The organism is Micromonospora humi (genome assembly GCF_900090105.1).
Classification (GTDB): Bacteria; Actinomycetota; Actinomycetes; order Mycobacteriales; family Micromonosporaceae; genus Micromonospora; species Micromonospora humi.
In genome coordinates this window covers 193533-216990 of record NZ_FMDM01000002.1, presented here as the reverse complement: position 1 = coordinate 216990, position 23458 = coordinate 193533, and the positions used below count along the sequence as shown (strand labels likewise).

Below are 23458 nucleotides of genomic sequence, written 5' to 3'. Positions count from 1 at the left end.
CCCCGCCGACGGCCGGCACCGGGCACGCCGGAACGCCGTCGCCGGCCCGTGATCCGTGCCGCTGTGACGACAAGGATCATGGACCACGGGTACGACAGGAGCGCGTCGGCCTCACCCGGCGTCGAGCGCCACCAGCCGGGTTCGCAGCTCGACCACGACCGGGTGCTCCGGCACCAGGGCCGCCAGGGCGTCGGCGAGCGCCCGGCCCGGTGCCAGGTGCCGGTGGTCGCGCAGCGTGTCGAGCGCGGCGAGCAGCTCCAAGCGGGCCGGGCCGGGCCGGGTCAGCTGCTCGCGGACGCGCATCGGCAGCCGCGCGTACGCCTGGGCGCGGAACGCCGGGTCGGTCATCCCCGGCACCGCGAGCAGCAGGTCCACCAGCTCGGCGTCGGCGCCAAGCGACGGCGCGTCCCCGCCGGCGCGCGGTCGGGGGAGCGGGGTCGCCGGCGGTCGGTCGTCGGCGCGGGCCAGGCGCCGCAGCTCCTGGCGCAGCACGACGTAGGACCGGTGCGCCGGCGAGTCGGGCTGGACGATCGTGAAGTGGTCGCCGGGCAGCACGCCGGCGTCGGGGAACACGCTGCGGGCCGACGCCGGTGGCACCACGGCGTCGCTCTCGCCCGCGAACGCCAGCACCCGCGTCGACGGCTCGGCCGTGTGCACGATCCGGTGCAGCACGGCGCGCTGGGCGTCGAGGACGGCGGCGTTCAGCGGCCGCAACTGCCGCTCCTGCGGGTTGGCGCGCAGCAACGCCCGGCGCGCGGAGAGCCCGAGGTCCGATCCGGCGGTCGGGCAGGCGTACATCAGCAGCAGGCGGATCCGGGCCAGGTCGGCGTCGTCGTCGGTGAGCATCCGGGCCAGCGCCCGCTGCGCCACCAGGCCGCCCTGGCTGTGCGTGACGAGCGCCAGCCGGGACCGGTCGGCCAGATCGTGCCGCAGGAACGTGCGCAGCCCGTCGGCGACCTCGTCGAACGTCGGCACCTGCCGCAGCGGGTGCCAGGACAGCAGCGAGGTGGCGTACCGGAAGGCGTGTGTCTCGACGTCGTCGAGCGCGGGATCGGCACGGATCAGGTCGCGGAACGCGGTCCACACCCGATCCGAGGACAGGAAGCCGTGGACGAACACCACGGTGGTTCTGGCCACGACGTCACGCTAGCATCGCGCCGCACGGTGGCGGGGCGGCGCGAGTCGCCGCGCCACGCGGCGATTCTTCGGCCCACCGACCGTCCCGGAGGCCCGCCACTATGGATAATGACTCCCCGTGAATCAACCGTACGCTGTCGACGTCGACTCGGAACTGATCGATCTCAACCCCGTCGATCTCGCCCGGCTTCCCGAGCTTGACCAGGAGATTCTCGGCCCCGTGATGGGCCGGTTGCTGCGCCGTGTCGACGATCCCGAGAGCATCACCAGTGGTTACAATCCGCAACGACTCGACTGATCTCGCCCACCCGGGTGGAGGAAGCATGACCGTCACGCAGCCGACGGATGAGCTGGTCCGGCACCGGCTCGCCCGCCACCACTTCGGGGTCCTGGCGGCCGGCGGCGGCGACGCCGACACCGTCGAGGAACTGCTCGCCGCCGAGCACAGTTGGCGGCTGCTGCAGTTGCGCGCCGTGCTCGACGCGGTGGCCGGCACCCCGGAGGTGGCGGGTCCGCTGCCGCCGGTGGCCGAGGCGTGGGCGCTGCTGGTGGCGGCGCAACGCCGCGCCCCGGCCGAGGTCGACCGGCTGATCGCGCATCCGCACGTCGGCACCTGGGCCGGTTACGTGCTGCGCCGGCTACGCGGCTCCACGGTCACCGCCGACGGCCCGCTCTGGGCGGACCTCGGCTATCTGCACGCCCTCGCGGCCGTGGCCGGCCTGCGCGCCGGCCTGTCGTTCGCGGTGCGGGTGCCGGTCCGCGACGGCTTCGCCGCGCTGCCCACACTGGGCGGTGCGGTGCTGCCGGCCACGTCGCGGTGGACGGTGGCCGAGGTGGCCGGCGCCGACGGCGCGGCGACCGTCTCGCTGGAGGGTCACCGGGTCGCCGTCGACGCCGCCGGCGGCGGCGCCGACGGCTGGTTCGCGCTGCCCACCGTCCGGGCCGAGGCCGGCGGCCAGACGCTGACGGTCGGCCTGGACTTCCTCGACCCGTACCGCAACCTGCGCAGCCCGACCCCGCCGGACCTGGACACGGTCGCGACCGTCGACCGCTGGCGGACGCTGCTCACCCAGGCGTGGGAGCTGCTCGTGCGGGTCTGCCCGGAGCGTGCGGCGCCCATCGGCCGCGGCCTGTTCTCGGTGGTGCCGCAACGCCCGGCGGAGCGGTTCCGCACCATGAGCGCGTCGGCCGGGGACGCCTTCGGCAGCATGCTCATCTCGGAGCCGGAGGACGCGCCGGAGCTGGCGGTGACGCTGGTGCACGAGTTCCAGCACATCAAGCTCGGTGGCCTGCTGCACCTGACGCCGTTGCTGACCGCCGAGCCGCCGCACCGGCTCTACGCGCCGTGGCGGGACGACCCGCGCCCGCTGGGCGGCCTGCTGCAGGGCGTGTACGCGTTCGTCGGCATCACCGAGTTCTGGCGGGCGTACCGCCCGGTGGCCACCGGCGTCGGGGGGCCGGTGGCGCACTTCGAGTTCGCCAGGTGGCGGCGGCAGGTCGCCGCGACGCTGGAGATGCTGCGTGCCCGGCCCGAGCTGACCGACGTCGGCCGGCACCTGCTCGACGGGCTGGCCGGCACCGCAGCCACCTGGTGGTCCGAGCCGGTGCCGGCGGAGGTGCTCGCCGCGGCCGACGCGGCGGTCGACGACCACCGGGCCCAGTGGCGGCTGCACCACCGACACCCCGACCCGGCGGTGGTGCGGGTGTTCGCCGAGGCCTGGCAGGCCGGCGCGGCGCGACCCGCCGTGGACTACCCCGATCCGCCGGTCGTGGCGGACGCCGCCGCGCGGCGGCTCGACACCCGGGCGGTCCTGCTGCTGTGGCGGCTCACCGACCCGGAGGGCTTCGAACGGCTGCGCAAGGACCCGTCGGCGGTCGGTGAACGGGTCACCGGGGCGGGACCGGCCGACCTCGCCTACGCCGCCGGTGACACCGCGCACGCGCACCAGCTGCTGCTCGGGGAGCTGACCGGCGGCTCGGACACCCCGTCGGCGTGGGCCGGGCTGGCGTTGACCAGCGCCGCCCTGGGGCTCGACGAGGCGGCGACAGCGCTGCGGAGCCGGCCCGAACTGGTCCGCGCCGTGCACCGCCGCCTCGCCGCCGCGACGCCGACCGACCCGGTGGACCTGGCGGCCTGGATCGGGCCGGCGCCGACCGTCGGGTGACCCGCCCGCCTCGGTGGCGGTACGCGAGCCGCCACCGAGGCCGGGCCGGCTACAACGGCATCGGGTCGAGGTCGCAGTCGCCCCGCACCGCCGGGTCGAGGCCGGCGCGGGTGGCCGGGTGGGCGTCGCCGAGCGTCCGGTGGAACGTCGGGCCGATCTCGTCGAGCAGCGCCCGCCCCTCCGCCACCCGCTCCAACGCGATCAGGTCCATCGCCAGGTTGCCCAGCGCGATCAGCGTGGTCGGGTGCTCCGGCCCGAACACCTCCCGCGCCCGGTCCACTGTCGCCCGGTCCAGCTCGTACGCGGCTCCGTGGTCCTGGAGCACGTAGAGGTCGTTGCCGAGGTTGATCGAGGCGGCCAGCACCAGCGGGTGGTCCGGGCCGAGGCGGCGGGTGAGCACGGCCAGACCGGACTCGTTGACCGACCGGGCGAGCCCCGCGTCGCCGCGCAGCCGGTGCACGATCGCGGCGTTCGCCCGGGCCGCCACGGTGTAGGGGTGGTCGTCGCCGAAGAGCCGCTGGTAGCTCTCGCCGATCTCCTCGCTGAGCCGGGCCGCGGCCGCCAGGTCACCGGTGGCGCGCAGGTCGACGGCGAGACCGAACGCGGCGAGCAGGGTGTCCGGGTGGCCCGCGCCGTAGCGGGCGGCGAAGCCGTCGCGTACCTCCTGGGAGAGGGCGCGGGCGGTGACGTGGTCACCGGCCTTGCGCACCGCGGAGGCCAACCGGCGCCGCGCCAGCAGCGTCTGGGTCTGCGCGCTGCCCCAGACCAGCGGCAGCCGGTCCACCACGTTCTGCATCTCCGCCCGGGCGGGCAGGTATTCGCCCAGCTCGCGCCGGTCGATGATGAGGTTGAGGTGGGACTCCAGGGTCTGCGCGTGGTCCTCGCCGAACAGCAGGACCCGGTGCGCGTAGGTGGCCCGGTCGACCGCGAACGCCCGTCGCATGTCGCCGGTCAGGCGCAGGCTGACCGCGAGATTGTGGGCCGCGTTGAGGGTGCTCGGGTCGTCCTCGCCGAGCAGCACCACGTGCCGGCGGTAGACGTCCTCGTCGATCTCGAGCGCCTGCGCGAAGTCGCCGGCGACGCGCAGGTCGGCGGCGACCGCGCCGAGCGCGCTGAGCAACTCCTCGGTGTCCTCGTGGGTGGCGCTCTCGTGGGCCCGCAGGATCCGGGTGTTCAGCTCGGCGGCCTCGGAGTGCCGGCCGAGGCGGTAGAGCATGAAGCCGAGCCACTGGCCGATCCGCAGGGTGGTCGGATCGGTCTCCCCGAGCCGCTGCCGCCAGGTGTCGTAGGCGTGCCGGGACAACTCCAGCGACGCCTCCATGTCGCCCCACCAGTAGAGGTAGCGGGCCTCGTTGTAGATGAGCTGGTGCACCCAGCCCTGGGCGGACTCGACCGCCCCGGAGACCAGCACGTGCGGGTAGAGGTCGGCGTAGCTGGGCCAGTTGGCCGGCGTGTCCGGGTCGTTGCGGTCACCGGTGGCGAGCAGCCGGTGGGCGCTGGCCCGCATGGCGTCGCGCTCGGCGGTGTTCATCCGGTCCAGCAGCACCGCCTGGATCAGGCGGTGCATCTGGATCGAGTTGGTCCGGTGGATCACCCGGGCCAGCGCGTACCTGTTGATGTCGCGGATCGCCCGGCCGAGCCGCATCGGGTCGCGCAGCGCGCCGTTGAGCTCGGGGTGGATGTCGGCGTTCTGCGCGCCGCTGAACAGGGTGCGGGGGATGGGCTCGGGGGCCAGGAAGGAGCACACCTGAAGCAGCCGGAAGGCGGCCGGGTTGGCGACGACCAGCCGGTCCAGCGAGACGTTCCAGGCGGCGGCCACCGGGAGCTGGTAGTCCATCGGCGGGGCCTGTTCGAGCAGCTCGACGCGCTTCTCCTCGAACACCCGCAGGTATTCCTCGGCCGGCATGCCGGTCTCGGCACGCCAGGCGGCCGCCTGTTCCAGGGCCAGCGGCAGGTCGCCGAGCGCGTCGGCCAGCCGGTCGGCCTGCTCGTCGGTGAGTTCCGGGCCGCGCCGGCGCAGCAGTTCGACGCTCTCGGCGCGGGTGAAGACGTCCACCTCGAGGGTGCGGGCCATGGTGGCCCACTGCGGATTACGGGAGGTGATCATGATGCTGCCGGATCCGCCGGTCGGCAGGTAGGGCAGCAGCACCTCCGGGCTCTCCGCGTTGTCGAAGATCAACAGCCAGCGTGGGTAGGGCCGGCCCGTCCGCAGCGCCTCCTGCACCGCCAGCCGGGCGCTGCCGATGTCCGGGCCGGCGGTCAGGTTCATCCGGTGGGCCAGCTCGACCAGCGAGGCGCCGATCTGGGTGGCGCGTTCGGCCGGGATCCACCAGATCAGGTCGTACTCGCCCTGGTGCTGGTAGACGTATTCCACGGCGAGGTGCGACTTGCCGACGCCGCCCATGCCGTGCAGGGCGTGCGGCAGCACCGCCGTGGCGCCGCCCTGGATCTGGCGGTGCAGCATGGCCAGATGGTCGGCGCGGCCGGTGAAGTTCGGGTTGCGCGGCGGGACGTTGCCCCAGACGGCGGGAGTCCGGCCGGGGGTGCTGGCGTCCACTGGGGTCGTCGACAATCCGGCTCCTTCAGCGGGGACGCTACGGGGGACGTCGGCTTCTTCGCCTCCGTCCATGATGACATTCGTGCCCCGCGATGCGGGAGTGTCGCGGACGTCGCGTTCGTCCGGCGTGTCCCGCTCCAGCGCGCTCCGCAGCCGCCGGGCCCGCCCCAGGTAGCGGCCGGAGAGCGCGCCCAGCACCGCCACCTCGACCTCCGCGGCCGGGCCGGGCCGGTCCAGTGGCGTGCCGTCCGGGTCGGACAGCACCGGCCCCCACGCCGCCAGCTCCGGCCGGTCCGGGCCGAGACGCGCGGCGAGGGCGCGCAGGATCCGTACCGTCTCCGCCCGCCGGCCGATCGCCAGCAGCTCCTCGCGCACCCCGGGCCGGAAGTCGAGGCCGAGCTGCCGCGGCCCCGGCCCGACCAGCGGGCCGGTGAGCAGCTCGGCGAGGTGCACGTCGCCGGCCTCCGGCACCGCCTCGTCGCGGACCGCCGCGATGGCCGCCGCGTCCAGCGGAGCGGCGGCCAGGCCGGTGGCCAGCCGCAGCGCCGCCGGGGACGCCCAGGAGACGAACTCGCGCACCGCCGCCGCCGGATCCCACCGCTCGGGGGTACGCCGGTCGGCGGGGTGCGGCGGCCGGGCGTACGCCAGGACGGCGGGCAGATCGACCCAGCGCGGGTGCCGGCCGGCGACCAGGTCCACCCACGCGGCCAGCCAGCGGGGCCGCAGCTCCACCACCGGCACCGGCACCGCGTCGGGGTCGGCCGGCCGCCCGACGTCGGTCCACGCCCGCAGCGGGTCCGGCTGCCGCCACCACAGGCGGGAGTTCGGCGCGCCGGCCCGGGGCGCCCGCAGGCCCAGACGCTGCGCGGCGAGCCCGCCGCGGTGCCACATCTGCTGCGGCAGCAGGTGCACCACCGCCACCGGCTGGCGGCGCGCCCACGCGTGCAGGTGCGGCAGGGCCGCGCCGCTGCGCCAGGCCGGGGCGGCCCCGTCGGAGAGCACCAGCACGATCCGGTGCCGGCGCACCGCGGGCAGTCCCGCCGCGGCGGGCACGGCCGGGCCGCGCCGGCCGCGGCGCAGCAGGACCTCCTCGGGGCTCGTCCCGCCGGTGGCGAGGTGGCACACCCGCACGTCCTGGAAGGCCATGTGCCGGCGCAGCAGGGTGGTGAACGTCCGTACCCGGGTCGACCAGACCGTCATCGAGGGGTGCTCGTCCACGACCAGCACCACGTCCCAGCGGGCCCGGACCGCCCGCCGCAGCACCGGCCGGACCAGCCCCGCCTCGGCCTGCGCGGCGGTGGCCTCCTCGTCGTACACGAACAGCTCCCGCGGCGAGACCAGCCGCCGGAACGGACGCAGCACGTCGGCGAGCGACTCCTCGCCGGTGGCAGCGGCACCGGATTCGGCCGGGCCGGCGGGGGGCCAACCCGGCAGGATCATTCCGGGTCCGCCGTCGGCCCGCCGCGCCACAGCACCTCGGCGAGGCGGTCCCAGTCCGGGGCGTCGTCGGCGTCGGCGGCGGCGAGCTGGACCGCGTCGAGCAGCTGGTCGAGGGTGGGCGCGTCGGGGCCGTGTCGCCGGTCCAGGTACGCCCGGACCAGCCCGGCGGCGCCCGCGGGTCGCTCGGCGAAGTGCGCGTCCACCATCCGCAGCAGGGCGGCCTCGTCCGGGTCGGCCAACCGCAGCCGCAGGCAGTGGCGCAGGAACGCGGGTGGGAACACCCGGTCCTCGGTGCAGGTCATCACCACCAGCGGGAACTCGTGGCAGCGGACACGCCCGCCGCGCACCGTGGCCCGGCCGCCCGGGTCGGCGGTGTGCACGGTGACCTCGGGGCTGCGCCCCGCGGCCCGGACCAGCTCGGGGATGTCGAACCCGCCGTCGTCGAAGACGGTACGCAGTTGCTGGGGCAGGTCGATGTCGCTCTGGTCCAGCTCGTCGACGAGCAGCACCCGGGGGGCGCGGTAGGGCAGCAGCGCGGTGCCCAGCGGCCCGAGGCTGAGGTGCTCGCCCAGCTCGTCGCCGACCGAGCGGTCGTCACCGCGGCCGGCGCGTACCCGCCCGAGCGGGTCGTGCTGGTAGAGGCCGGCGCGGACGGTGTCGTGGGCGGACACCGGCCAGTGCAGCACCCGGCCCAGGCCGAGTTCCCGGGCGATCCGGTAGGCCAGGCTGGACCGGCCCGACCCGGCGCGGCCGGTGACCAGCAGCGGCCGGCGCAGCAGCAGCGCGGCGTTCACCACGTCCACCTCGCGGGGGTCCGGGCCGGCCGGTGCGGTCGCGGTGCCGAGCCGCCGTCGGAGGTCCGGGTCCTCGGAGGGCGCCGGTGGCTCGTCCGGCCCGCCGTCGAAGGCACGCCAGCGTGGCGGCGCCGGCCAGCGCCGGTCGCGCTCCGCCGGGTCGAGCGGCTCCCCGGTGCCCCGGTAGACGCGCCACCCGGCGACCTGCGGGGCGCTCACGCCGGCCGTCCCGGTCGGTCGTCGGGCCGGTGCAGCTCGGGGGTGCGTTCCGGGTCGTCCCAGAGCACCACCAGGTGGCGGCCGTTGTGTCGGTCGGCGTGCGGCTCCAGGGCGAGCGCGTCCAACCGCGCCCGCCGGGCGTGCACCGGGAGGCGCGCGATGCGTCCGTCGGCGGTCATGTCCCGGATCTCCTCCCAGAACTCGGTGTCGGACGGGCGGGTGCGGTGCCAGACGATCACCGGCAGTCCCGCCCGCAGGGCGGTCATCACTTCCTTGAAGCCGAGCGGGTTCGCCGGCGTCGGCGGCGCGCTGAGCAGCAGGGTCGACCAGCGCGGATCGGTGGTCAGCTCGGCCTCCAGGCGGGTCAGGTACGCCGGGCCGTGCGGCCGGCTGCGGAACAGCCGGCTGTGCGCCGGCTCGGCCTGCAGGTGCTCCCACCGTCGCCGCCAGGCCCGGTGCCACTCGGGTTGCCGCAGCCGGTTGAGGCTGCGCACGACCACCGGGTAGTCCATCGCCAGCACCTTCTGTTCCAGGTGGACACTGGCCGCCTCCTTGCGCCACCAGGCGACGTCCTCGTTGAGCAGCTCCACCGGCAGCACCAGTTCGACGGCGACGTCGGCGCGACGGTCGGACCACTCGATCTCCATCTGCTGGACGATCCGCTCGACGGTCGCCTCCAGTTCGGCGTGCGCGACGTCGGTGAGCTGGCCGTGCCGTCGGGAGTGCCACCCCTGCGCGCCCTGCCACTGGCGGTAGTGCGAGACGGTGTAGCCGGCGCTGCCGGGGGCCAGGTCCGGCTCGACCTGGACGACCAGGTAGACGTACGGCTCGGGGGTCTGGTCGCCGGCGTTGACCTGGGCCCGGCGGCGGTCCAGGTCGGCGGTCAGCTCCAGCAGGCTGGCCTGGCGCCGGTTGCGGTGCCGGATCACCTGGGCCGTCTCGGTGTCCACCTCGTGCTCCAGCAGCACCAGGAAGAGCATGCTCGGGGGCAGCCCGCGCGGCGGCGCGTTCTGCCCGCTGAGGTAGACGAAGACGTCCCAGGCGCTGACGCACCAGGACGGGGGTGTGGCCGTCTTGTGGTCGGTGGCCCGCTGGTACAGCCAGCCGAGCGACTCCGGGCGGTGGGCGGTGAGCGCCGGTCGCAGGTCGGTCCAGTCCTCGGCGGCCAGCAGCTCGAACGCGTCGACCTCGTGCCGCAGCCGGTGCAGCGGGCCGAGTTGGGCCGCGGCCGGCTCGAAGAGCGCCACCACGTCGACCAGGGCGGCCAGGTCGCCGAGGCAGACGCGGGCCACCTCGATGCTCTGGTCGCGGGGGTTGGCGTAGTCGTTGACGCCGTGGTCGGCGAGCCGCTCGCGCAGCCTGCCGACCATGAGCCGGCGGCTGTCCGGCTCCTGCAGCAGGCGCATGCCGGAGAGCAGGTCGACCAGTTCTTCCTCGATGCGGTGTCGCTGGGCGGCGCCGGGGGACGGAGGGTGCGTCATGGGCCATCCGGTTCGTCGCACGGCGGGTGTCGGAGGTCGGCCGGTGCGGCCACGCCGGCGCGGCGGCGGGCGGCGGCGGACGTCCATGATCGCAGTGGGGGGAACGGTCTCACGTCGACTGTCCGGTCCCCGACACCGTTTGCATCGGTACCCTCCGATTCGTCGTGGCGGAGCACGCACCATTCTGACGCTGCGGTCAAGCGCCGGCCACGGGCCGTGGGCGCGGGTGGACTCCCGCCGACGCCCAAACGACCGTTAAGCTGCAGGGGTCCACACCCGGACGCCGCACCGGCTCACCCACCCCCACGGAGCTCATCGCGCTATGGACGTCGACCGGATCCTCCCCACCGACGAGGCCCACGACCTGCTGGACCTCGCCACCGAGCTCGCCGACCGGGAGCTGGCCCCGCGGGCCGCCGGCTTCGAGGAGCGCGCCGAGTTCCCCCGCGACGTGCTGCGCACCCTGGGCCGCGCCGGCCTGCTCGGCCTGCCGTACGCCGAGGAACACGGCGGCGCCGCCCAGCCGTACGAGGTCTACCTGCAGGTGCTGGAGATCCTCGCCAGCCGGTGGCTGGCCGTGGCCGAGGCGGTCAGCGTGCACACGCTGTCCTGCTACCCGCTGGCGCAGTTCGGCACCGACGCGCAACGCAAGCTGCTGCCCGACATGATCGGCGGGGAACTGCTCGGGGCGTACTGCCTCTCCGAGCCGCAGGGCGGCTCGGACGCGGCGTCGCTGACCACCCGGGCGGTGCGCGACGGCGACGACTACGTGGTGACCGGCACCAAGGCGTGGATCACCCACGCCCGGGTCGCCGACTTCTACAACATCTTCTGCCGCACCGGCGGGCCCGGCCCGAAGGGCATCTCCTGCCTGCTGGCCGACCGGGGCACGGCCGGAATCCACCCGCAGGCCGCCGAGCGCACCATGGGCCTGCACGCCTCACCGGTGGCGCAGGTCGCCTTCGACGACGCCCGGGTGCCGGCCGAGCGGTTGCTCGGCGGCGAGGGCGCCGGCTTCACCATCGCCATGGCCGCGCTGGACTCCGGGCGCCTCGGCATCGCCGCCTGCGCGGTGGGGTTGGCGCAGGCGGCGCTGGACTACGCGGTCGGCTACGCCCGGGAACGCCGGCAGTTCGGCCGGGCGATCATCGACTTCCAGGGCCTCGGGTTCAACCTGGCCGACCACGCCACCGGCATCTCGGCGGCCCGCGCGCTCATGCTGGCCGCCGCGCGGCTGCGCGACGCCGGCCGACCGTACTCGATCGAGGCGGCGAAGGCGAAGCTGTTCGCCACCGACCTGGCGATGCGGGTGACCACCGACGCGGTGCAGGTGCTCGGCGGCGCCGGTTACGTCGCCGACCACCCGGTCGAGCGGTACATGCGCGAGGCGAAGGTGCTGCAGATCGTCGAGGGCACCAACCAGATCCAGCGCCTGGTCATCTCCCGCGCGCTCGCCAGGGACTAACCTGTCGCGGTGACCTTCCCCCGGATCACCGTCGACCCCGACGTCATGGGTGGTGCGCCCTGCGTGCGGCAGTCGCGCATCCCCGTGGCCACGCTGCTGGCCATGATGGCCGAGGGCATGTCCGTCACGGACATCCTCACCGACCTGCCGTTCCTCGACGAGGAGGACATGGCCGAGGTGCTGAACTACGCCGCGGACGCGGTCCGCGACCGCACGGCCCGCTGAGCGTCACGACGGCGGGGCGGGTACGCCGTGGGAGCGCTATCTCCGGTAGGTTGCACCGCGTGGAGGACATCGACCGCGCCATCGTCGCCGCGCTGACCGGCGACGGTCGGCTGTCGTACACGGACCTGGCCGAACGGGTGGGCCTGTCGGTGTCCGCCGTGCACCAGCGGGTCCGCCGGCTGGAGCAGCGCGGTGTGATCAAGGGCTACTCCGCACGCGTCTCGTTCGAGGCGCTGGAGCTGCCGCTGACCGCGTTCGTGGCGATCCGGCCGTTCGACCCGTCGCAGCCCGACGACGCGCCGGAGCGGCTGGCCCACCTGCCCGAGATCGACTCCTGCTACTCGGTGGCGGGGGAGGACTTCTACCTCCTGCTGGTGCGGGTCGCCGGCCCGGCCGACCTGGAGCGGCTGCTGCAGGAGATCCGCACCTCCGCCAACGTCACCACCCGCACCACAGTGGTGCTCTCCACGCCCTACGAGAACCGCCCGCCGAAGATCAGTGCCGAGCTGTCCGGTCGGGGTCGTTCCCGTTCGGCGGCGGAGCCGGCAGGTTCCACCGCTGGATGACCCGCCGGCCGTGTTCGTGGCCGAGCACGCTGAGCGTGGCGGTGTCCAGGCGCAGCAGCCCGCCCGCCGACGGCGGCAGTCCGATCCAGCGGGCGCCGAGCACCCGCAGGCTGTGCCCGTGCCCGACCAGCGCGACGCTGCCGCGCTCGAGCAGCGGGGTGACCCGGTCGAGGACCCGGTCGAGGCGCGCGGCCACCTGCTCCGGTGACTCGCCGCCGGGGCCGCCGTCGGTCCAGATCGTCCAGTCCGGCCGTTCCTCGGTGATGGCCGCGGTGGTGCGTCCCTCGTAGTCGCCGTAGTTCCACTCGGCCAGGTCGGGGTCGGTGGCGTCGACGGTGAGCCCGGCCAGGTGGGCGGTGCGGGTGGCGCGCTGCCGGGGGCTGGACAGCACCCGCACGAAGCGCCGGCCGGTGAGCAGGGGAGCGAGCGCCCGGGCCTGCCGCTCGCCGTCGGCGGTCAGCTCGAGATCGGTGTACGAGGTGTGCCGGTGGCTGGCGCTCCAGGTGGTCTCGCCGTGCCGGACCAGCAGTATCTCGTTCACCGACCCAGTCAACCACGCCCTCGGTGCGACCGCCGGTGCAAGCTTCAACCTATCATCCTAGGATGCCTTAGAGGTGGTGCGTATCCGCACCACGTTTCACCAGCACGGCACCGGGGACGCAACCGGAGCAACGCTCAGCCGGACGAGGAGGGCGACATGAGCTTCACCGACAAGGCGAAGAACAAGGCCCAGGAGATGAGCGGCATGGCGAAGGAGCGCATCGGCGACGTGACCGACAACGAGCGGTTGCGGGCCGAGGGCGCCAGCGAGCAGAGCACGGCGCGCGCCAAGCAGGCCGGGGAGAACGTCAAGCAGGCCGGCCGCGACGTCAAGGACGCGTTCGAGAAGTGACCACGAACGAGGGCGGGCCACCGGTACTCCGGTGGCCCGCCCTCGGATGGCAGAGAGCGCGGGTCAGTCGTCGCGGTGGGCGTGCCACCAGGCCTGACCGGCCTCGGGCAGGGTGTCGATCGGGTCGTAGTAGGCGTAGCGCTTGTTCAGCGCCTCCAGGTCGGCCGACTCGATCGAGGTGCGGTAGTTCTTGGTCCAGTAGGAGATGCCGCGCTCGCGGTCGTAGTCGGTGAGCATGTGCACCCAGCGCTTGCCGACGAACGGGACGTCGCAGACGATGCGCGGGGTGGCGTAGCCGGGCAGGTAGCCCATGATGTCGTGCTGGAGCTGCTGGGCGTGCCAGACCGGGACGCGCCAGTGCTCGGCGTTGGGGATCATGTCGCACATGTAGAAGTAGTACGGCAGGATGCCCGCCTCGCCCTGGAGCGCGAAGCACAGGTCGAGCAGGTCGGCGTTGGTGGCGTTGACGCCGCGCATGAGCACGCCCTGGTTACGCACGTCGCGCACGCCGACGTCGAGGGCGGTCTGGGCGGCCTTGGCGACCAGGGGGGTCAGCGACTGGGCGTGGTTGACGTGGGTGTGGATGGCGAGGTTGACGCCGCGGCGGGCGGCGGTGCGGGCGACCCGCTCCAGGCCCTCGACCACGTCCGGCTGGAGCCAGTGCTGGGGCAGGCCCATGAGGGCCTTGGTGGCGAGGCGGATGTCGCGGATGGTCTCGATCTCGAGCAGGCGCATGAGGTAGGACTCGAGGTTCTTCCACGGCACGTTTGCCACGTCGCCGCCGGAGACGACCACGTCGCGGACGCCGGGGTGGGCCTTGAGGTAGGCGATGTGGGCGTCGTAGCGGTCGACCGGCTTGAGGGTGAGCTTGAGCTTGTCGACGGCGGGGGTGGAGTTGCCGACCAGGTCCATCCGGGTGCAGTGGCCGCAGTACTGCGGGCAGGTGGAGAGCAGCTCGGCGAGGACCTTGGTGGGGTAGCGGTGGGTGAGGCCCTCGGCGACCCACATGTCGTGCTCGTGGAGGCTGTCGCGGCTGGCGTAGGGGTGCGACGGCCAGTCGGTGCGCCGGTCGGAGGCGACGGGGATCATGTAGCGGCGGATCGGGTCGGCGAGCAGCGCCTCGGTGGTCATCGGCGCGAACGGCACCATGGTGTTGATCATCTGGGGCGGCACCAGCATGGACATGGTGGCCAGGGCCTTCTGGTCGGCCTCCAGGTCGGCGTAGAAGGTCTCGTCGACGAGGTCACCGAGCACGGCGCGGAGCTGCTTGATGTTCTTGACGCAGTTGACCCGCTGCCACTGGGCGCTCTCCCACTGTTCGCGGGTGACGTGGCGCCAGCCGGGGAAGCGGGTCCAGTCGGGTTCGACCAGCGGGGTGCGCCGGTATTCGTAGGGTTGTCCGGCGGTGGGGACGGCGACCGGCGTGGAGCGGGGCGTCGGGATGGTCTCCACCGGTTGGGTCTGGGTCACGGCCCCTCCTCGTCAGCGGTGCGGGTTGATCAACCTTGCGAAGGCTACTGGAAAATCTGCGGTGAAGAAATTAGTCTGCCGTAAGTTTTCCCGCGACGCGAACCCTGGCCGGGGGTTCGGGCGGCTGAACATAGGGGGTCGGCGTGACGTCACCGGTGGGTCTGCACCGAGTCGTGGAACCGGCGGGGGTGCTGCCGCAGGCGGCCTGGCGCCTGGACGCCGATCCGCGGATCGCGGCGAACGAGGTGCGGATCCGGGTGGAGCGGCTGAACCTGGACGCGGCGAGTTTCCGGCAGCTGGCCGAGAAGCACGGCGGGGACGGCGAGAAGGTCCGCGCCGAGGTGTTGGAGATCATCTCGACGCGGGGCAAGATGCAGAACCCGGTGACCGGCTCCGGCGGCATGCTGATCGGCACGGTGGAGGAGGCGGGGCGCCGCTCACCGCTGGGGCTGCGCGCGGGGGACCGGGTGGCCACGCTGGTGTCGCTGACGCTGACGCCGCTGAGCATCTCCGACGGGCTGGCCCGCTGGGACGGGCGCAGCGAGCAGGTGCCGTGCGACGGGTACGCGATCCTGTTCGCCCGCTCGATCGCCGCGGTGCTGCCGGCGGACCTGCACCCGGAGTTGTCGCTCGCGGTGCTGGACGTGTGCGGGGCGCCGGCGTTGACCGCGCGGGTGGTGGCCGAGCAGGTGGCGCGGCGGGGCCGCGAGGGTGATCCGCGTCCGGTGTCGGTGGCGGTGATCGGTGGGGCCGGTAAGAGCGGCTCGCTGTCCCTCGCGGCGGCGCGGCGGGCGGGCGCCGGTCGTACGGTCGGGGTGGTGCCGGTGGCGGCGGAGCGTGACGCGCTGGTGGCGGCCGGGGTGGCCGACGCGGTGGCGCTCGCCGACGCGCGGGATCCGGTGGGGTTGTCCACGGCGGTGACGACGGCGCTGAGCGCGCCGGCGGACGTGACGGTGGTGTGCGTGGACGTGCCGGGGTGCGAGCACGGCGCGGTGCTGGCCACGGCGGACGGCGGTACGGTGATCTTCTTCTCGATGGCGACGAGTTTCGCGGCGGCGGCGTTGGGTGCGGAGGGCCTGGCGGCGGACGTGACGATGCTGGTGGGGAACGGGTTCGTGCCGGGGCACGCGGAGCTGGCGTTGGAGTTGTTGCGCTCCGAGCCGGGGGTGCGCGGCCTGTTCGAGGCGCGGCTGGCGGCAGACTGAGGCCATGACGAACCCCTCGACGCTGTATCGCGGTGGAGTGCTGCACTGTCCGGCCGAGCCGAGCGCGACGGCGCTGTTGGTGCGCGACGGGCGGATCGCCTGGTTGGGTACGGACGCGGACGCGCCGGCTGCCGACCGGGTGGTGGAGTGGGGCGGTGCGCTGGTGACGCCGGCGTTCGTGGACGCGCATGTGCATGCGACGGACACCGGCCTGGCGTTGTCGGGGCTGGACCTGTCGGCGGTGCGGTCGGCCGGTGAGCTGGTGGCGGCGGTGTCGGCGTTCGCGGGCGGGTTGCCGGGTGACGCGGTGGTGCTGGGGCACGGGTGGGACGAGTCGTGCTGGGCGGAGCCGGTGTTGCCGGACGCGGCGGCGTTGGACCGGGCGGCCGGGGGTCGCCGGGTGTACCTGTCGCAGGCGTCGATCCATTCGGCGTTGGTGTCGTCGGCGTTGCTGGCGGCGTGTCCGGACGCGGCGGGGGCGGCGGGGTTCGACGGGTCGGGGTGGTTGCGGCGGGACGCGCACCATGTGGTGCGGGCGGCGGCGTTCGCGTCGGTGACGCGGGCGCAGCGGGTGGCGGCGCAGCGTCGGGCGTTGGCGCATGCGGCGTCGTTGGGCATCGCGGCGGTGCACGAGTGCGGTGGTCCGGAGATCTCCGACGAGGAGGACTTCACCGGGCTGTTGGCGGTGTCCGGCGACGGGGTGCCGGAGGTGTACGGGTACTGGGGTGAGTTGCTGGGCGCGGCGCGGGCCCGGGACCTGGGTGCGGTGGGTGCCGGTGGTGACCTGTTCGCGGACGGTGCGTTGGGGTCGCGGACGGCGCACGTGTCGGCGGCTTACCTGGATGGTGAGCCGGGGGCGTGTGGGCACGGGTACGTGTCGGCGGAGCAGGTTCGTGATCATCTGTTGGACTGTGCGGCGCACGGGATGCAGGGCGGTTTCCACGCGATCGGTGACGCGGCGATCGGGACGGTGCTGGCGGGGTTCGCGGAGGCGGCGCGGAAGCTGGGCACGGAGCGGTTGCGGGCGGCGCGGCACCGGGTGGAGCACGCGGAGATCATGAGCAAGCGGTTGATCGCCGGGTTCGTGGAGTACGGGATCGTGGCGTCGATGCAGCCGGCTTTCGACCGGTTGTGGGGCGGTTCGGGGCGGATGTACGAGTCGCGGTTGGGCCTGTCCCGGGCGTGGGAGTCGAATCCGATGGGTGCGATGCACGGGGTGGGTGTGGCGTTGGCGTTCGGGTCGGATTCGCCGGTGACGCCGTTGGATCCGTGGGGGTCGGTGCGGGCGGCGGCGGCGCATCACAACCCGTCGCAGCGGATGAGTGTGCGGGCGGCGTTCGCGGCGCACACCCGTGGCGGGTGGCGGGCGGTGCACCTGGACAACGAGGGGGTCCTGGCGTTGGGTGCGCCGGCGACGTTCGCGGTGTGGGACTCCCCGGCGGGGGTGGAGCGGGGTCTGCCGGTGTTGCAGGCCGAGGATCCGGAGGTGCGGGGTGCGGATGATCCGACTCCGCTGCCGGTGTGCCGGGCCACGGTGTTGCGCGGTGACGTGATCTATCAGGAAGGTTCTTCGTGACGGGCAAGCTTGGGTTGGATCCGGCGCTGGTGGCGCGGGCGCGGGAGTTGGCGCGCCGGGCGGGGCAGCCGGTGGTGGATCTGGCGCGCAGCCACACCACGGTGTCGGTGGAGCGGGCGGTGTTGCGGCTGGCGGGGGTGTCGGGCGCCGACCCGGACGGCATTCCGTGGGTGAACCGCCTGGTGGACGCGGTGGTGGCCGATGTGGGGCTGGGGCGCGGGGTGGCGTTGCCGGTGTTCGACGCGTTGGCGCGGGAGGGCATCGCGGATGTGACGTTGCTGGCGCAGAAGGCGGCGGCCGGGTCGGTGCGGTTCGACCAGCCGGCCGGGAAGGCGGCGACGGCGGCGCGGCGGTCGTCGCGGCGGGCGGTGGCGGCGGGGATCCGGCAGATCGACAGGCGGCGTGCGGAGCGGGACCGGCTGGTGAAGCGGTTCGGGGATCCGAAGCAGCGGCCGTGGATCTATCTGATCGTGGCGACCGGGGACATCTACGAGGACATTCCGCAGGCGCAGGCGGCGGCGCGGGCCGGCGCGGACGTGATCGCGGTGATCCGGTCGACGGGGCAGTCGTTGTTGGACTACGTGCCGGAGGGGGCGACCCGGGAGGGGTTCGCCGGCACGTACGCGACGCAGGAGAATTTCCGGTTGATGCGGGCGGCGTTGGACGAGTCGTCGAGGGAGTTGGGCCGGTACGTGCGGCTGACGAACTACGCGTCGGGGCTGTGCATGCCGGAGATGGCGACGTTGGCCGGCCTGGAGCGGCTGGACATGATGCTCAACGACTCGATGTACGGGATCCTGTTCCGGGACATCAACCCGATCCGCACGTTCGTGGACCAGCGGTTCTCCCGGCAGGTGCACGCGCGGGCGGGGATCATCATCAACACCGGTGAGGACAACTACCTGACCACCGCGGACGCGGTGGACGAGGCGCACACGGTGACGGTGTCGCAGTTGTTGAACGAGTTCTTCGCGCACGAGGCGGGGTTGGCGGACCGGCTGTTGGGGTTGGGGCACGCGTTCGAGATCAACCCGGATGTGCCGGAGTCGCTGCGGTTGGAGTTGGCGCACGCGTTGTTGGCGCGGGAGTTGTTCCCGGACGCGCCGTTGAAGTGGATGCCGCCGACGAAGCACATGACCGGTGACGTGTTCCGGGGCAATCTGCTCGACGGGTTCTTCAACCTGGTCGGGGCCATGACCGGGCAGGGCATCCTGCTGGTGGGGATGATGACCGAGGCGGTGGTGACGCCGTGGTTGTCGGACCGGGACATCGCGTTGCAGAACGTGCGGTACGTGTTGGGCGCGGCGGGTGGTCTGCACGAGGACTTCGTGCCGGCGTCGGGCGGGTTCATCCAGCAGCGGGCGCACCGGGTGCTCGGTGAGGCGGTGGAGTTGCTGGAGCGCATCGGGGAGCAGTCGTTGTTGACGGCGATCGCCGAGGGCACGTTCGGGATCATGAAGCGGCCGGCGGACCGGGGCAAGGGCCTGGACGGGGTGGCGCGGCACGCCGACGACTACTTCAACCCGGCGACGGAGATCCTGGAGCGGCAGCCCTGATGAGCGAGCGGAAGACGGTCGTGCGGCCGTACGGGGACACCACCGGTGACGGCATGGTGCAGGTGTCGTTCACGTTGCCGGTGCCGCACGACAAGCGGGCCGAGGGCGCGGCGGTGCAGTTGGCCAACCGGATGGGCATGGACCCGGCGATGCTGGTGCACGCCAAGCCGATCGGTGACGGGTTCACCTTCTTCGTGGTGTACGGGCGGGTGAACCATCTGGTGGACCTGGACCAGGTGCAGGTGGTGGAGCGGGACTTCCCGCTGCTGTCGGCCAAGGAGGTCAACGCGGTGGTGAAGCAGAAGATGCGCCGCAAGTTGTCGGTGGTGGGGGCGTGCATCGGCACCGACGCGCACACGGTGGGCATCGACGCGATCCTGAACGTCAAGGGCATCGCCGGGGAGAAGGGCCTGGAGTACTACCGGGAGTTGAAGGTCAGCAACCTGGGCGCGCAGGTGAGCGTGCCGGAGCTGGTCGAGGCGGCCCGGCAGGAGAAGGCCGACGCGGTGCTGGTGTCGCAGGTGGTGACGCAGCGCGACGCGCACCTGCACAACACGCGGGAGATGTCGGCGGCGTTCCGGGAGGCGATGCCGGCCGGGAAGCGGCCGCTGCTGATCGTGGGTGGGCCGCGCTTCGACGAGACGATGACCGGTGAGTTGGGCGTGGACCGGATCTTCGGGCGTGGCACCACCCCGGGTGAGGTGGCCAGCTACCTCGTGCACGCGTTGATCACTTCCAGGAAGGCGAGCAGTTGAGCGAGCAGGATCCCCGGCTGGGGTTGACCGTGGTGCACCGCCGGTACGTGCCGTACGCGCACGCGCACTACGCGGGGAATCTGGTCGACGGGGCGTACGCGTTGGGGTTGTTCGGTGACGTGGCCACCGAGGTGTGCATCCGCACCGACGGCGACGAGGGTCTGTTCGCCGGCTATGCGGATGTGCGGTTCACCGCGCCGATCCGGGCCGGTGACGTGGTGGAGGTGACGGCGCAGGTCGCCCGGGTGGGTTCGCGCAGCCGGACGCTGGAGTTGAGCTGCGTGGTGGTGTGCCGGGGCCGTCCGGAGCGGGGCGAGTCGGCGGCGGAGGTGCTGGATCCCCCGATCGTGGCGGTCACCGCGACCGGCACGGTGGTCGTGCCGGCGGCGTGAGCGGCGAGCCGATGCCGCGGCGGTCGCGACCGACCGGCGGCGCCGCGTGAGGGCCGTGGTCTGCGCCGACGTCGGGTCGACGTACACGAAGGCGGCGGTGGTCGACCTCGACGGCGGGCGGCTGGTCGGCGCGGCGTCGGCGCCGACGACGGTGGGCACGGACGTGCTGCACGGCCTGGACGCCGCGGTCGGCGCGGCCACCGCGTCGGCGGGCGTCGGTGAGGTGCCGTGGTACGTGTGCTCGTCGGCCGGCGGTGGGTTGCGGCTGGCCGTGATCGGCTACGAGCCGCTGGTCACCGCGCCTGCGGGTCGGCGGGTGGGCCTGTCGGCGGGGGCGAACGTGGTGCACGTGGCCGCCGGGCGTCTCGGCGCGGCGGAGCTGGCGGCGTTGCGGTCGGCCCGCCCGGACGTGGTGTTGCTGGTCGGCGGCACCGACGGCGGTGACGCGGACACGTTGACGCACAACGCGACGCGGCTGGCGCGGGCCCGCTGGCGGGTGCCGGTGGTCCTGGCGGGCAACGTCGACGCCCGCGCCGGGCTGTACGCGTTGCTCACCGACGCGAAGGTGCCGGTGACCGTGGCGGACAACGTGCTGCCGCGCATCGGGGTGCTGGCGCCGGCGTCGGCGCGCGCGGCGATCCGGGAGGTGTTCCTGCGGCACGTCATCGGCGGCAAGAAACTGTCCCGCGGGGTGCGCTTCGCGCGGCTGGTGCGCGCCGCCACCCCCGACGCGGTGCTCACCGGCGTGGAGGTCCTCGCCGACACGCTCGGCGGTGACCTGGCGGTGGTGGACGTGGGCGGCGCCACCACCGACGTGTACTCGGTGCTCACCCCCGACGAGCGGGCCGACGGCCCGGGTCGGGAGGTCACCGGCACCCTGTGGCGGGCCCGCACCGTGGAGGGGGACCTGGGGATGCGGTGGTCCGCGCCGGGGGTGGTGCGGGCCGCCGCCGAGGAGCGGCTGCTCGCTCCCGGGGAACAGGAGACCCTGGCCGCGGCGGCCGCCGTGCGGGCCGCCGACCCGGGGTTCCTGCCCGGCGGGGACGACGAGCGGGCCGCGGACCGGCGGATCGCGGCGCTGGCCGCGACCGTGGCGGTGCGCCGGCACGCCCGCGGCGCGGCGACCGGGGAACGCGCCGGCCGGGACCTGCGGGAGGTGCGGCTGCTCGTCGGCTCCGGTGGGGTGCTGCGCCACGGCGACCCGGGTGACGCCGGCGCGGTGCTCGACGCGGTGCTCACCGACCACGCCGGCGGGTGGCCGCTGCCGCGCGCCGCCCGCCCGGTCGTCGACGTCGACTACGTGCTGGCCGCCGCCGGGCTGCTCGCCGCCGAGCACCCGGGCGCGGCCGTCGCGGTGCTGCGCCGGCACCTCGGCGCCTGAGCGAGGCGTCCACCCATCGAGACGCGCCGACGCGACACGCCGTGGCGCAACACACGACAGGCCGGGGTGGGTTGACAGCGGCGGGGGTGCACGCCGTACCGTCTTTGAGTCCTACCACGGGAAGCGGCTGTTGTTCGTTTCGTCCTCTCGTCCGCTGGCCGAGCGACCGGAAGGTTGCGGCGGCCAGGTCCAGCGGGCGGGGGTCGGCGGGACGGCGCGAACCGGTCGCGGTTACCGGTGTACGGGCAGGGTGTGAGGAACGGCCAGTAGACAACGGCCAGGCGGGGGCAGCCAGTCCACGTCCGGTCGGTCCGAAGGTCGGCGCCGATCACTCTCGCCCCACCGGCCGGGGAGGGCCTGGGAGCATCGGGGCGCGGCTTAGGCCGCGCCCCGATTTCCGTCCCGGAGCCGGTCAGCGGCCGAGGCGCTGGTAGCGGCGCACCGCCGCCGGAGCGGCCACCGCCATCAACGCCAGCGGCCAGGCGATCGCCAGCAGCAGCGCGTGCCGCGCCGGCCACGAGTCCGCGCCGACACCCGGGTTGCCGAACAGGTCCCGGACCGCCGCCACGGTCGCCGACAGCGGGTTCCACGCCGCGACCGCGCCCAACCACTCGGGCATCAGCTCCGGCGCCACGAACACGTTCGACAGTGCGGTCAGCGGGAACGCCAGCGGGAACACCACCACCCCGACCGTGTCCGGGTTCGGCACCAGCAACCCCAGCAGCACCCCCACCCACGTCAACGCGACCCGCAGCAGCAGGAGCAACGCCACCGCCGCCAGCGCCGCGACCACGCCCTCACGCCACCGCCACCCCACCAGCAGCCCGCACACCACCAGCGTGGCCATCTCCAGGCACGCCCGGACCAGGTCCGCGCCGGCGCGACCGGACAGCAACGCCGAGCGGGCCATCGGCAGCGACCGGAACCGGTCCACCACGCCGCGCCCCGCGTCGACCGCGATCGCCGACGCGGTGGCCCCGAGGCCGTAGAGCATCGTCATCACGAACACCCCGGGCAGCAGGAACTCCCGGTAGCTGCCGTGGCCCGGCACCGCCATGCCGCTGCCGAACACGTAACCGAACACCAACACGAACATGATCGGCAAGCTGAAGTACAGGACGATCTCCTCGGGGGAGCGGACCACGTGCCGCAGGTTCCGCCCGGCCATCAGCCACCCGTCGGTCAGCGCCGTCACACCGCCACCCCCGCACGGTCGTCGCTCTCCGCCCGGTGGCCGGTCAGCAGCAGGAACGCCTCGTCCAGCGTGGGCCGGCGCACCAGGACGTCCTCCACCGCGATCCCGGCGTCGGACAGCGCCCGCAGCACCGCGGTGAGCACGGCGATCCGGTCGGTCACCGGCGCCTGCACCCGGCGCAGTTCCCCGTCCACCCGCACGGCCGCGCCGGTGATCCGCTCGAGCACCGCCGCCGCCACCGGCACGTCCGCGCTCCGGCGGACCACCAGCTCGACCCGGTCGGCGCCGATGCGCGCCTTGAGCTGGTCCGGGGTGCCCTCGGCCACCACCCGGCCGGCGTCGACCACGCACACCCGGTCGGCGAGCTGGTCGGCCTCCTGCAGGTACTGGGTGGTCAGCAACACCGTGGTGCCGTCGGCGACCAGGTCCCGCACCGCCGTCCACAACCCGTTGCGGCTGCGCGGGTCCAACCCGGTGGTCGGCTCGTCGAGGAACAGCACCCGCGGCGGGACGACCAGGCTGGCCGCCAGGTCCAGCCGGCGGCGCATCCCGCCGGAGTAGGTGCCGGCCGACCGGTCCGCCACCGGCGCCAACCCGAACCGGTCCAGCAGCTCGTCGGCGCGGCGGCGAGCCGCACGCGCCGGCAGGCGCCGCAGCCGGCCGAACAGCACCAGGTTCTGCCGGCCGCTGAGCACCTCGTCGACCGCCGCGTACTGCCCGGTCAGGCCGATCGCCTCGCGTACCCGCTGCGGCCGGGTGGCCACGTCGTGCCCGGCGACGCGGGCCCGCCCGCCGTCGAAGCGCAGCAGCGTGGTCAGGATCCGCACCGCCGTGGTCTTGCCCGCCCCGTTCGGGCCCAACACCCCGCACACCGTGCCGGCCGGCACCACCAGGTCGAACCCGTCGAGGGCGGTGGTCGGGCCGTACCGTTTGCGCAACCCGTCGGCCAGCACGGCCGTCGTCTCATCCGTCATGCCGCCCAGCGTC

The 23458-nt window shown here is 74.0% G+C and carries 20 protein-coding genes and 1 pseudogene; 12 read left to right on the top strand and 9 right to left on the bottom strand.

The annotated features are described in order from the left end of the window. Window positions 1-111: 111 nt before the first annotated feature. The gene (locus tag GA0070213_RS04080) at window positions 112-1137 is read right to left on the bottom strand and encodes an esterase/lipase family protein (RefSeq protein ID WP_091057393.1); all 1026 of its coding nucleotides are present in this window, start codon (window positions 1135-1137) and stop codon (window positions 112-114) included. A gap of 118 nt (window positions 1138-1255) precedes the next feature. On the opposite strand from GA0070213_RS04080, the gene GA0070213_RS04075 reads away from it, so the two are divergent. Together GA0070213_RS04075 and GA0070213_RS04070 are read left to right on the top strand one after the other, a co-directional pair. Then, on the top strand, window positions 1256-1435 hold the full coding sequence (locus GA0070213_RS04075; RefSeq protein WP_091057388.1) for a hypothetical protein: 180 nt from the start codon (window positions 1256-1258) through the stop codon (window positions 1433-1435). 25 nt (window positions 1436-1460) lie between these two features. Then, on the top strand, window positions 1461-3302 hold the full coding sequence (locus GA0070213_RS04070) for an HEXXH motif domain-containing protein (RefSeq protein ID WP_091057385.1): 1842 nt from the start codon (window positions 1461-1463) through the stop codon (window positions 3300-3302). Between the two features lie 49 nt (window positions 3303-3351). Here GA0070213_RS04070 and fxsT read toward each other — a convergent pair whose 3' ends face one another. The 4 genes and pseudogenes from fxsT to GA0070213_RS04055 all read right to left on the bottom strand — a co-directional run bounded on the left by fxsT (window position 3352) and on the right by GA0070213_RS04055 (window position 9793). After that, complete coding sequence (fxsT, locus tag GA0070213_RS32730; protein WP_425412801.1) at window positions 3352-6063, bottom strand: FxSxx-COOH system tetratricopeptide repeat protein; 2712 nt, start codon at window positions 6061-6063, stop codon at window positions 3352-3354. Between the two features lie 156 nt (window positions 6064-6219). Beyond that, window positions 6220-7410, bottom strand: a pseudogene (locus tag GA0070213_RS32725) (SAV_2336 N-terminal domain-related protein); the annotation flags it as partial. Then, a complete protein-coding gene (locus GA0070213_RS32720; RefSeq protein ID WP_091057378.1) occupies window positions 7296-8312 on the bottom strand; it encodes an ATP-binding protein in 1017 nt (338 codons plus the stop codon). The pseudogene GA0070213_RS32725 and the gene GA0070213_RS32720, both read right to left, overlap by 115 nt. After that, the gene (locus GA0070213_RS04055; protein WP_091057374.1) at window positions 8309-9793 is read right to left on the bottom strand and encodes a VMAP-C domain-containing protein; all 1485 of its coding nucleotides are present in this window, start codon (window positions 9791-9793) and stop codon (window positions 8309-8311) included. The genes GA0070213_RS32720 and GA0070213_RS04055 overlap by 4 nt, the downstream gene beginning before the upstream one ends. A 322-nt stretch (window positions 9794-10115) precedes the next feature. On the opposite strand from GA0070213_RS04055, the gene GA0070213_RS04050 reads away from it, so the two are divergent. The 3 genes from GA0070213_RS04050 to GA0070213_RS04040 are packed head-to-tail and all read left to right on the top strand — an operon-like array spanning window position 10116 to window position 12049. Then, window positions 10116-11258, top strand: coding sequence for an acyl-CoA dehydrogenase family protein (locus GA0070213_RS04050; RefSeq protein ID WP_091057370.1), 1143 nt, complete (start codon window positions 10116-10118; stop codon window positions 11256-11258). Window positions 11259-11267: 9 nt separating this feature from the next. Next, window positions 11268-11483, top strand: a complete 216-nt coding sequence (locus tag GA0070213_RS04045; RefSeq protein WP_013286269.1) for a DUF433 domain-containing protein — start codon at window positions 11268-11270, stop codon at window positions 11481-11483. A gap of 59 nt (window positions 11484-11542) precedes the next feature. Continuing rightward, on the top strand, window positions 11543-12049 hold the full coding sequence (locus GA0070213_RS04040; protein WP_091057367.1) for an Lrp/AsnC family transcriptional regulator: 507 nt from the start codon (window positions 11543-11545) through the stop codon (window positions 12047-12049). Here GA0070213_RS04040 and GA0070213_RS04035 read toward each other — a convergent pair. Then, on the bottom strand, window positions 11979-12590 hold the full coding sequence (locus GA0070213_RS04035) for a histidine phosphatase family protein (protein ID WP_091057363.1): 612 nt from the start codon (window positions 12588-12590) through the stop codon (window positions 11979-11981). The genes GA0070213_RS04040 and GA0070213_RS04035 overlap by 71 nt on opposite strands. Window positions 12591-12746: 156 nt before the next feature. Here GA0070213_RS04035 and GA0070213_RS04030 point away from each other — a divergent pair, with 156 nt between their 5' ends. After that, a complete protein-coding gene (locus GA0070213_RS04030) occupies window positions 12747-12941 on the top strand; it encodes a CsbD family protein (protein WP_091057359.1) in 195 nt (64 codons plus the stop codon). 63 nt (window positions 12942-13004) lie between these two features. On the opposite strand, the gene GA0070213_RS04025 is transcribed toward GA0070213_RS04030, so the two are convergent. Then, window positions 13005-14411, bottom strand: coding sequence for a KamA family radical SAM protein (locus GA0070213_RS04025; RefSeq protein WP_091057354.1), 1407 nt, complete (start codon window positions 14409-14411; stop codon window positions 13005-13007). Between the two features lie 143 nt (window positions 14412-14554). Between GA0070213_RS04025 and kdd the strand changes: the two genes are divergently transcribed. Genes kdd through GA0070213_RS03995 form a run of 6 tightly spaced genes read left to right on the top strand, consistent with a single transcriptional unit; the run spans window position 14555 to window position 21276 of the window. After that, window positions 14555-15616 carry an L-erythro-3,5-diaminohexanoate dehydrogenase gene (gene kdd / locus GA0070213_RS04020; protein ID WP_091057351.1) on the top strand — a complete coding sequence of 354 codons (1062 nt, stop codon included), beginning with the start codon at window positions 14555-14557 and terminating at the stop codon, window positions 15614-15616. 4 nt (window positions 15617-15620) lie between these two features. Continuing rightward, on the top strand, window positions 15621-17192 hold the full coding sequence (locus tag GA0070213_RS04015; protein WP_091057348.1) for an amidohydrolase: 1572 nt from the start codon (window positions 15621-15623) through the stop codon (window positions 17190-17192). Then, complete coding sequence (gene kamD / locus GA0070213_RS04010) at window positions 17189-18748, top strand: lysine 5,6-aminomutase subunit alpha (RefSeq protein ID WP_091057344.1); 1560 nt, start codon at window positions 17189-17191, stop codon at window positions 18746-18748. Before GA0070213_RS04015 ends, kamD begins: the two co-directional genes overlap by 4 nt. Beyond that, complete coding sequence (kamE, locus tag GA0070213_RS04005) at window positions 18748-19503, top strand: lysine 5,6-aminomutase subunit beta (RefSeq protein WP_091057341.1); 756 nt, start codon at window positions 18748-18750, stop codon at window positions 19501-19503. The genes kamD and kamE overlap by 1 nt, the downstream gene beginning before the upstream one ends. After that, window positions 19500-19895 (top strand): 3-aminobutyryl-CoA ammonia lyase, encoded by a 396-nt coding sequence (gene kal / locus GA0070213_RS04000; RefSeq protein ID WP_175441189.1) that lies wholly within the window; start codon window positions 19500-19502, stop codon window positions 19893-19895. The genes kamE and kal overlap by 4 nt, the downstream gene beginning before the upstream one ends. 46 nt (window positions 19896-19941) lie before the next feature. Then, complete coding sequence (locus tag GA0070213_RS03995; protein ID WP_091057335.1) at window positions 19942-21276, top strand: glutamate mutase L; 1335 nt, start codon at window positions 19942-19944, stop codon at window positions 21274-21276. A gap of 412 nt (window positions 21277-21688) precedes the next feature. Here GA0070213_RS03995 and GA0070213_RS03990 read toward each other — a convergent pair whose 3' ends face one another. Together GA0070213_RS03990 and GA0070213_RS03985 are read right to left on the bottom strand one after the other, a co-directional pair. Beyond that, window positions 21689-22471, bottom strand: coding sequence for an ABC transporter permease (locus tag GA0070213_RS03990; RefSeq protein WP_245716249.1), 783 nt, complete (start codon window positions 22469-22471; stop codon window positions 21689-21691). After that, on the bottom strand, window positions 22468-23445 hold the full coding sequence (locus GA0070213_RS03985; RefSeq protein WP_091058518.1) for an ATP-binding cassette domain-containing protein: 978 nt from the start codon (window positions 23443-23445) through the stop codon (window positions 22468-22470). The genes GA0070213_RS03990 and GA0070213_RS03985 overlap by 4 nt, the downstream gene beginning before the upstream one ends. Between the last annotated feature and the right edge of the window lie 13 nt (window positions 23446-23458).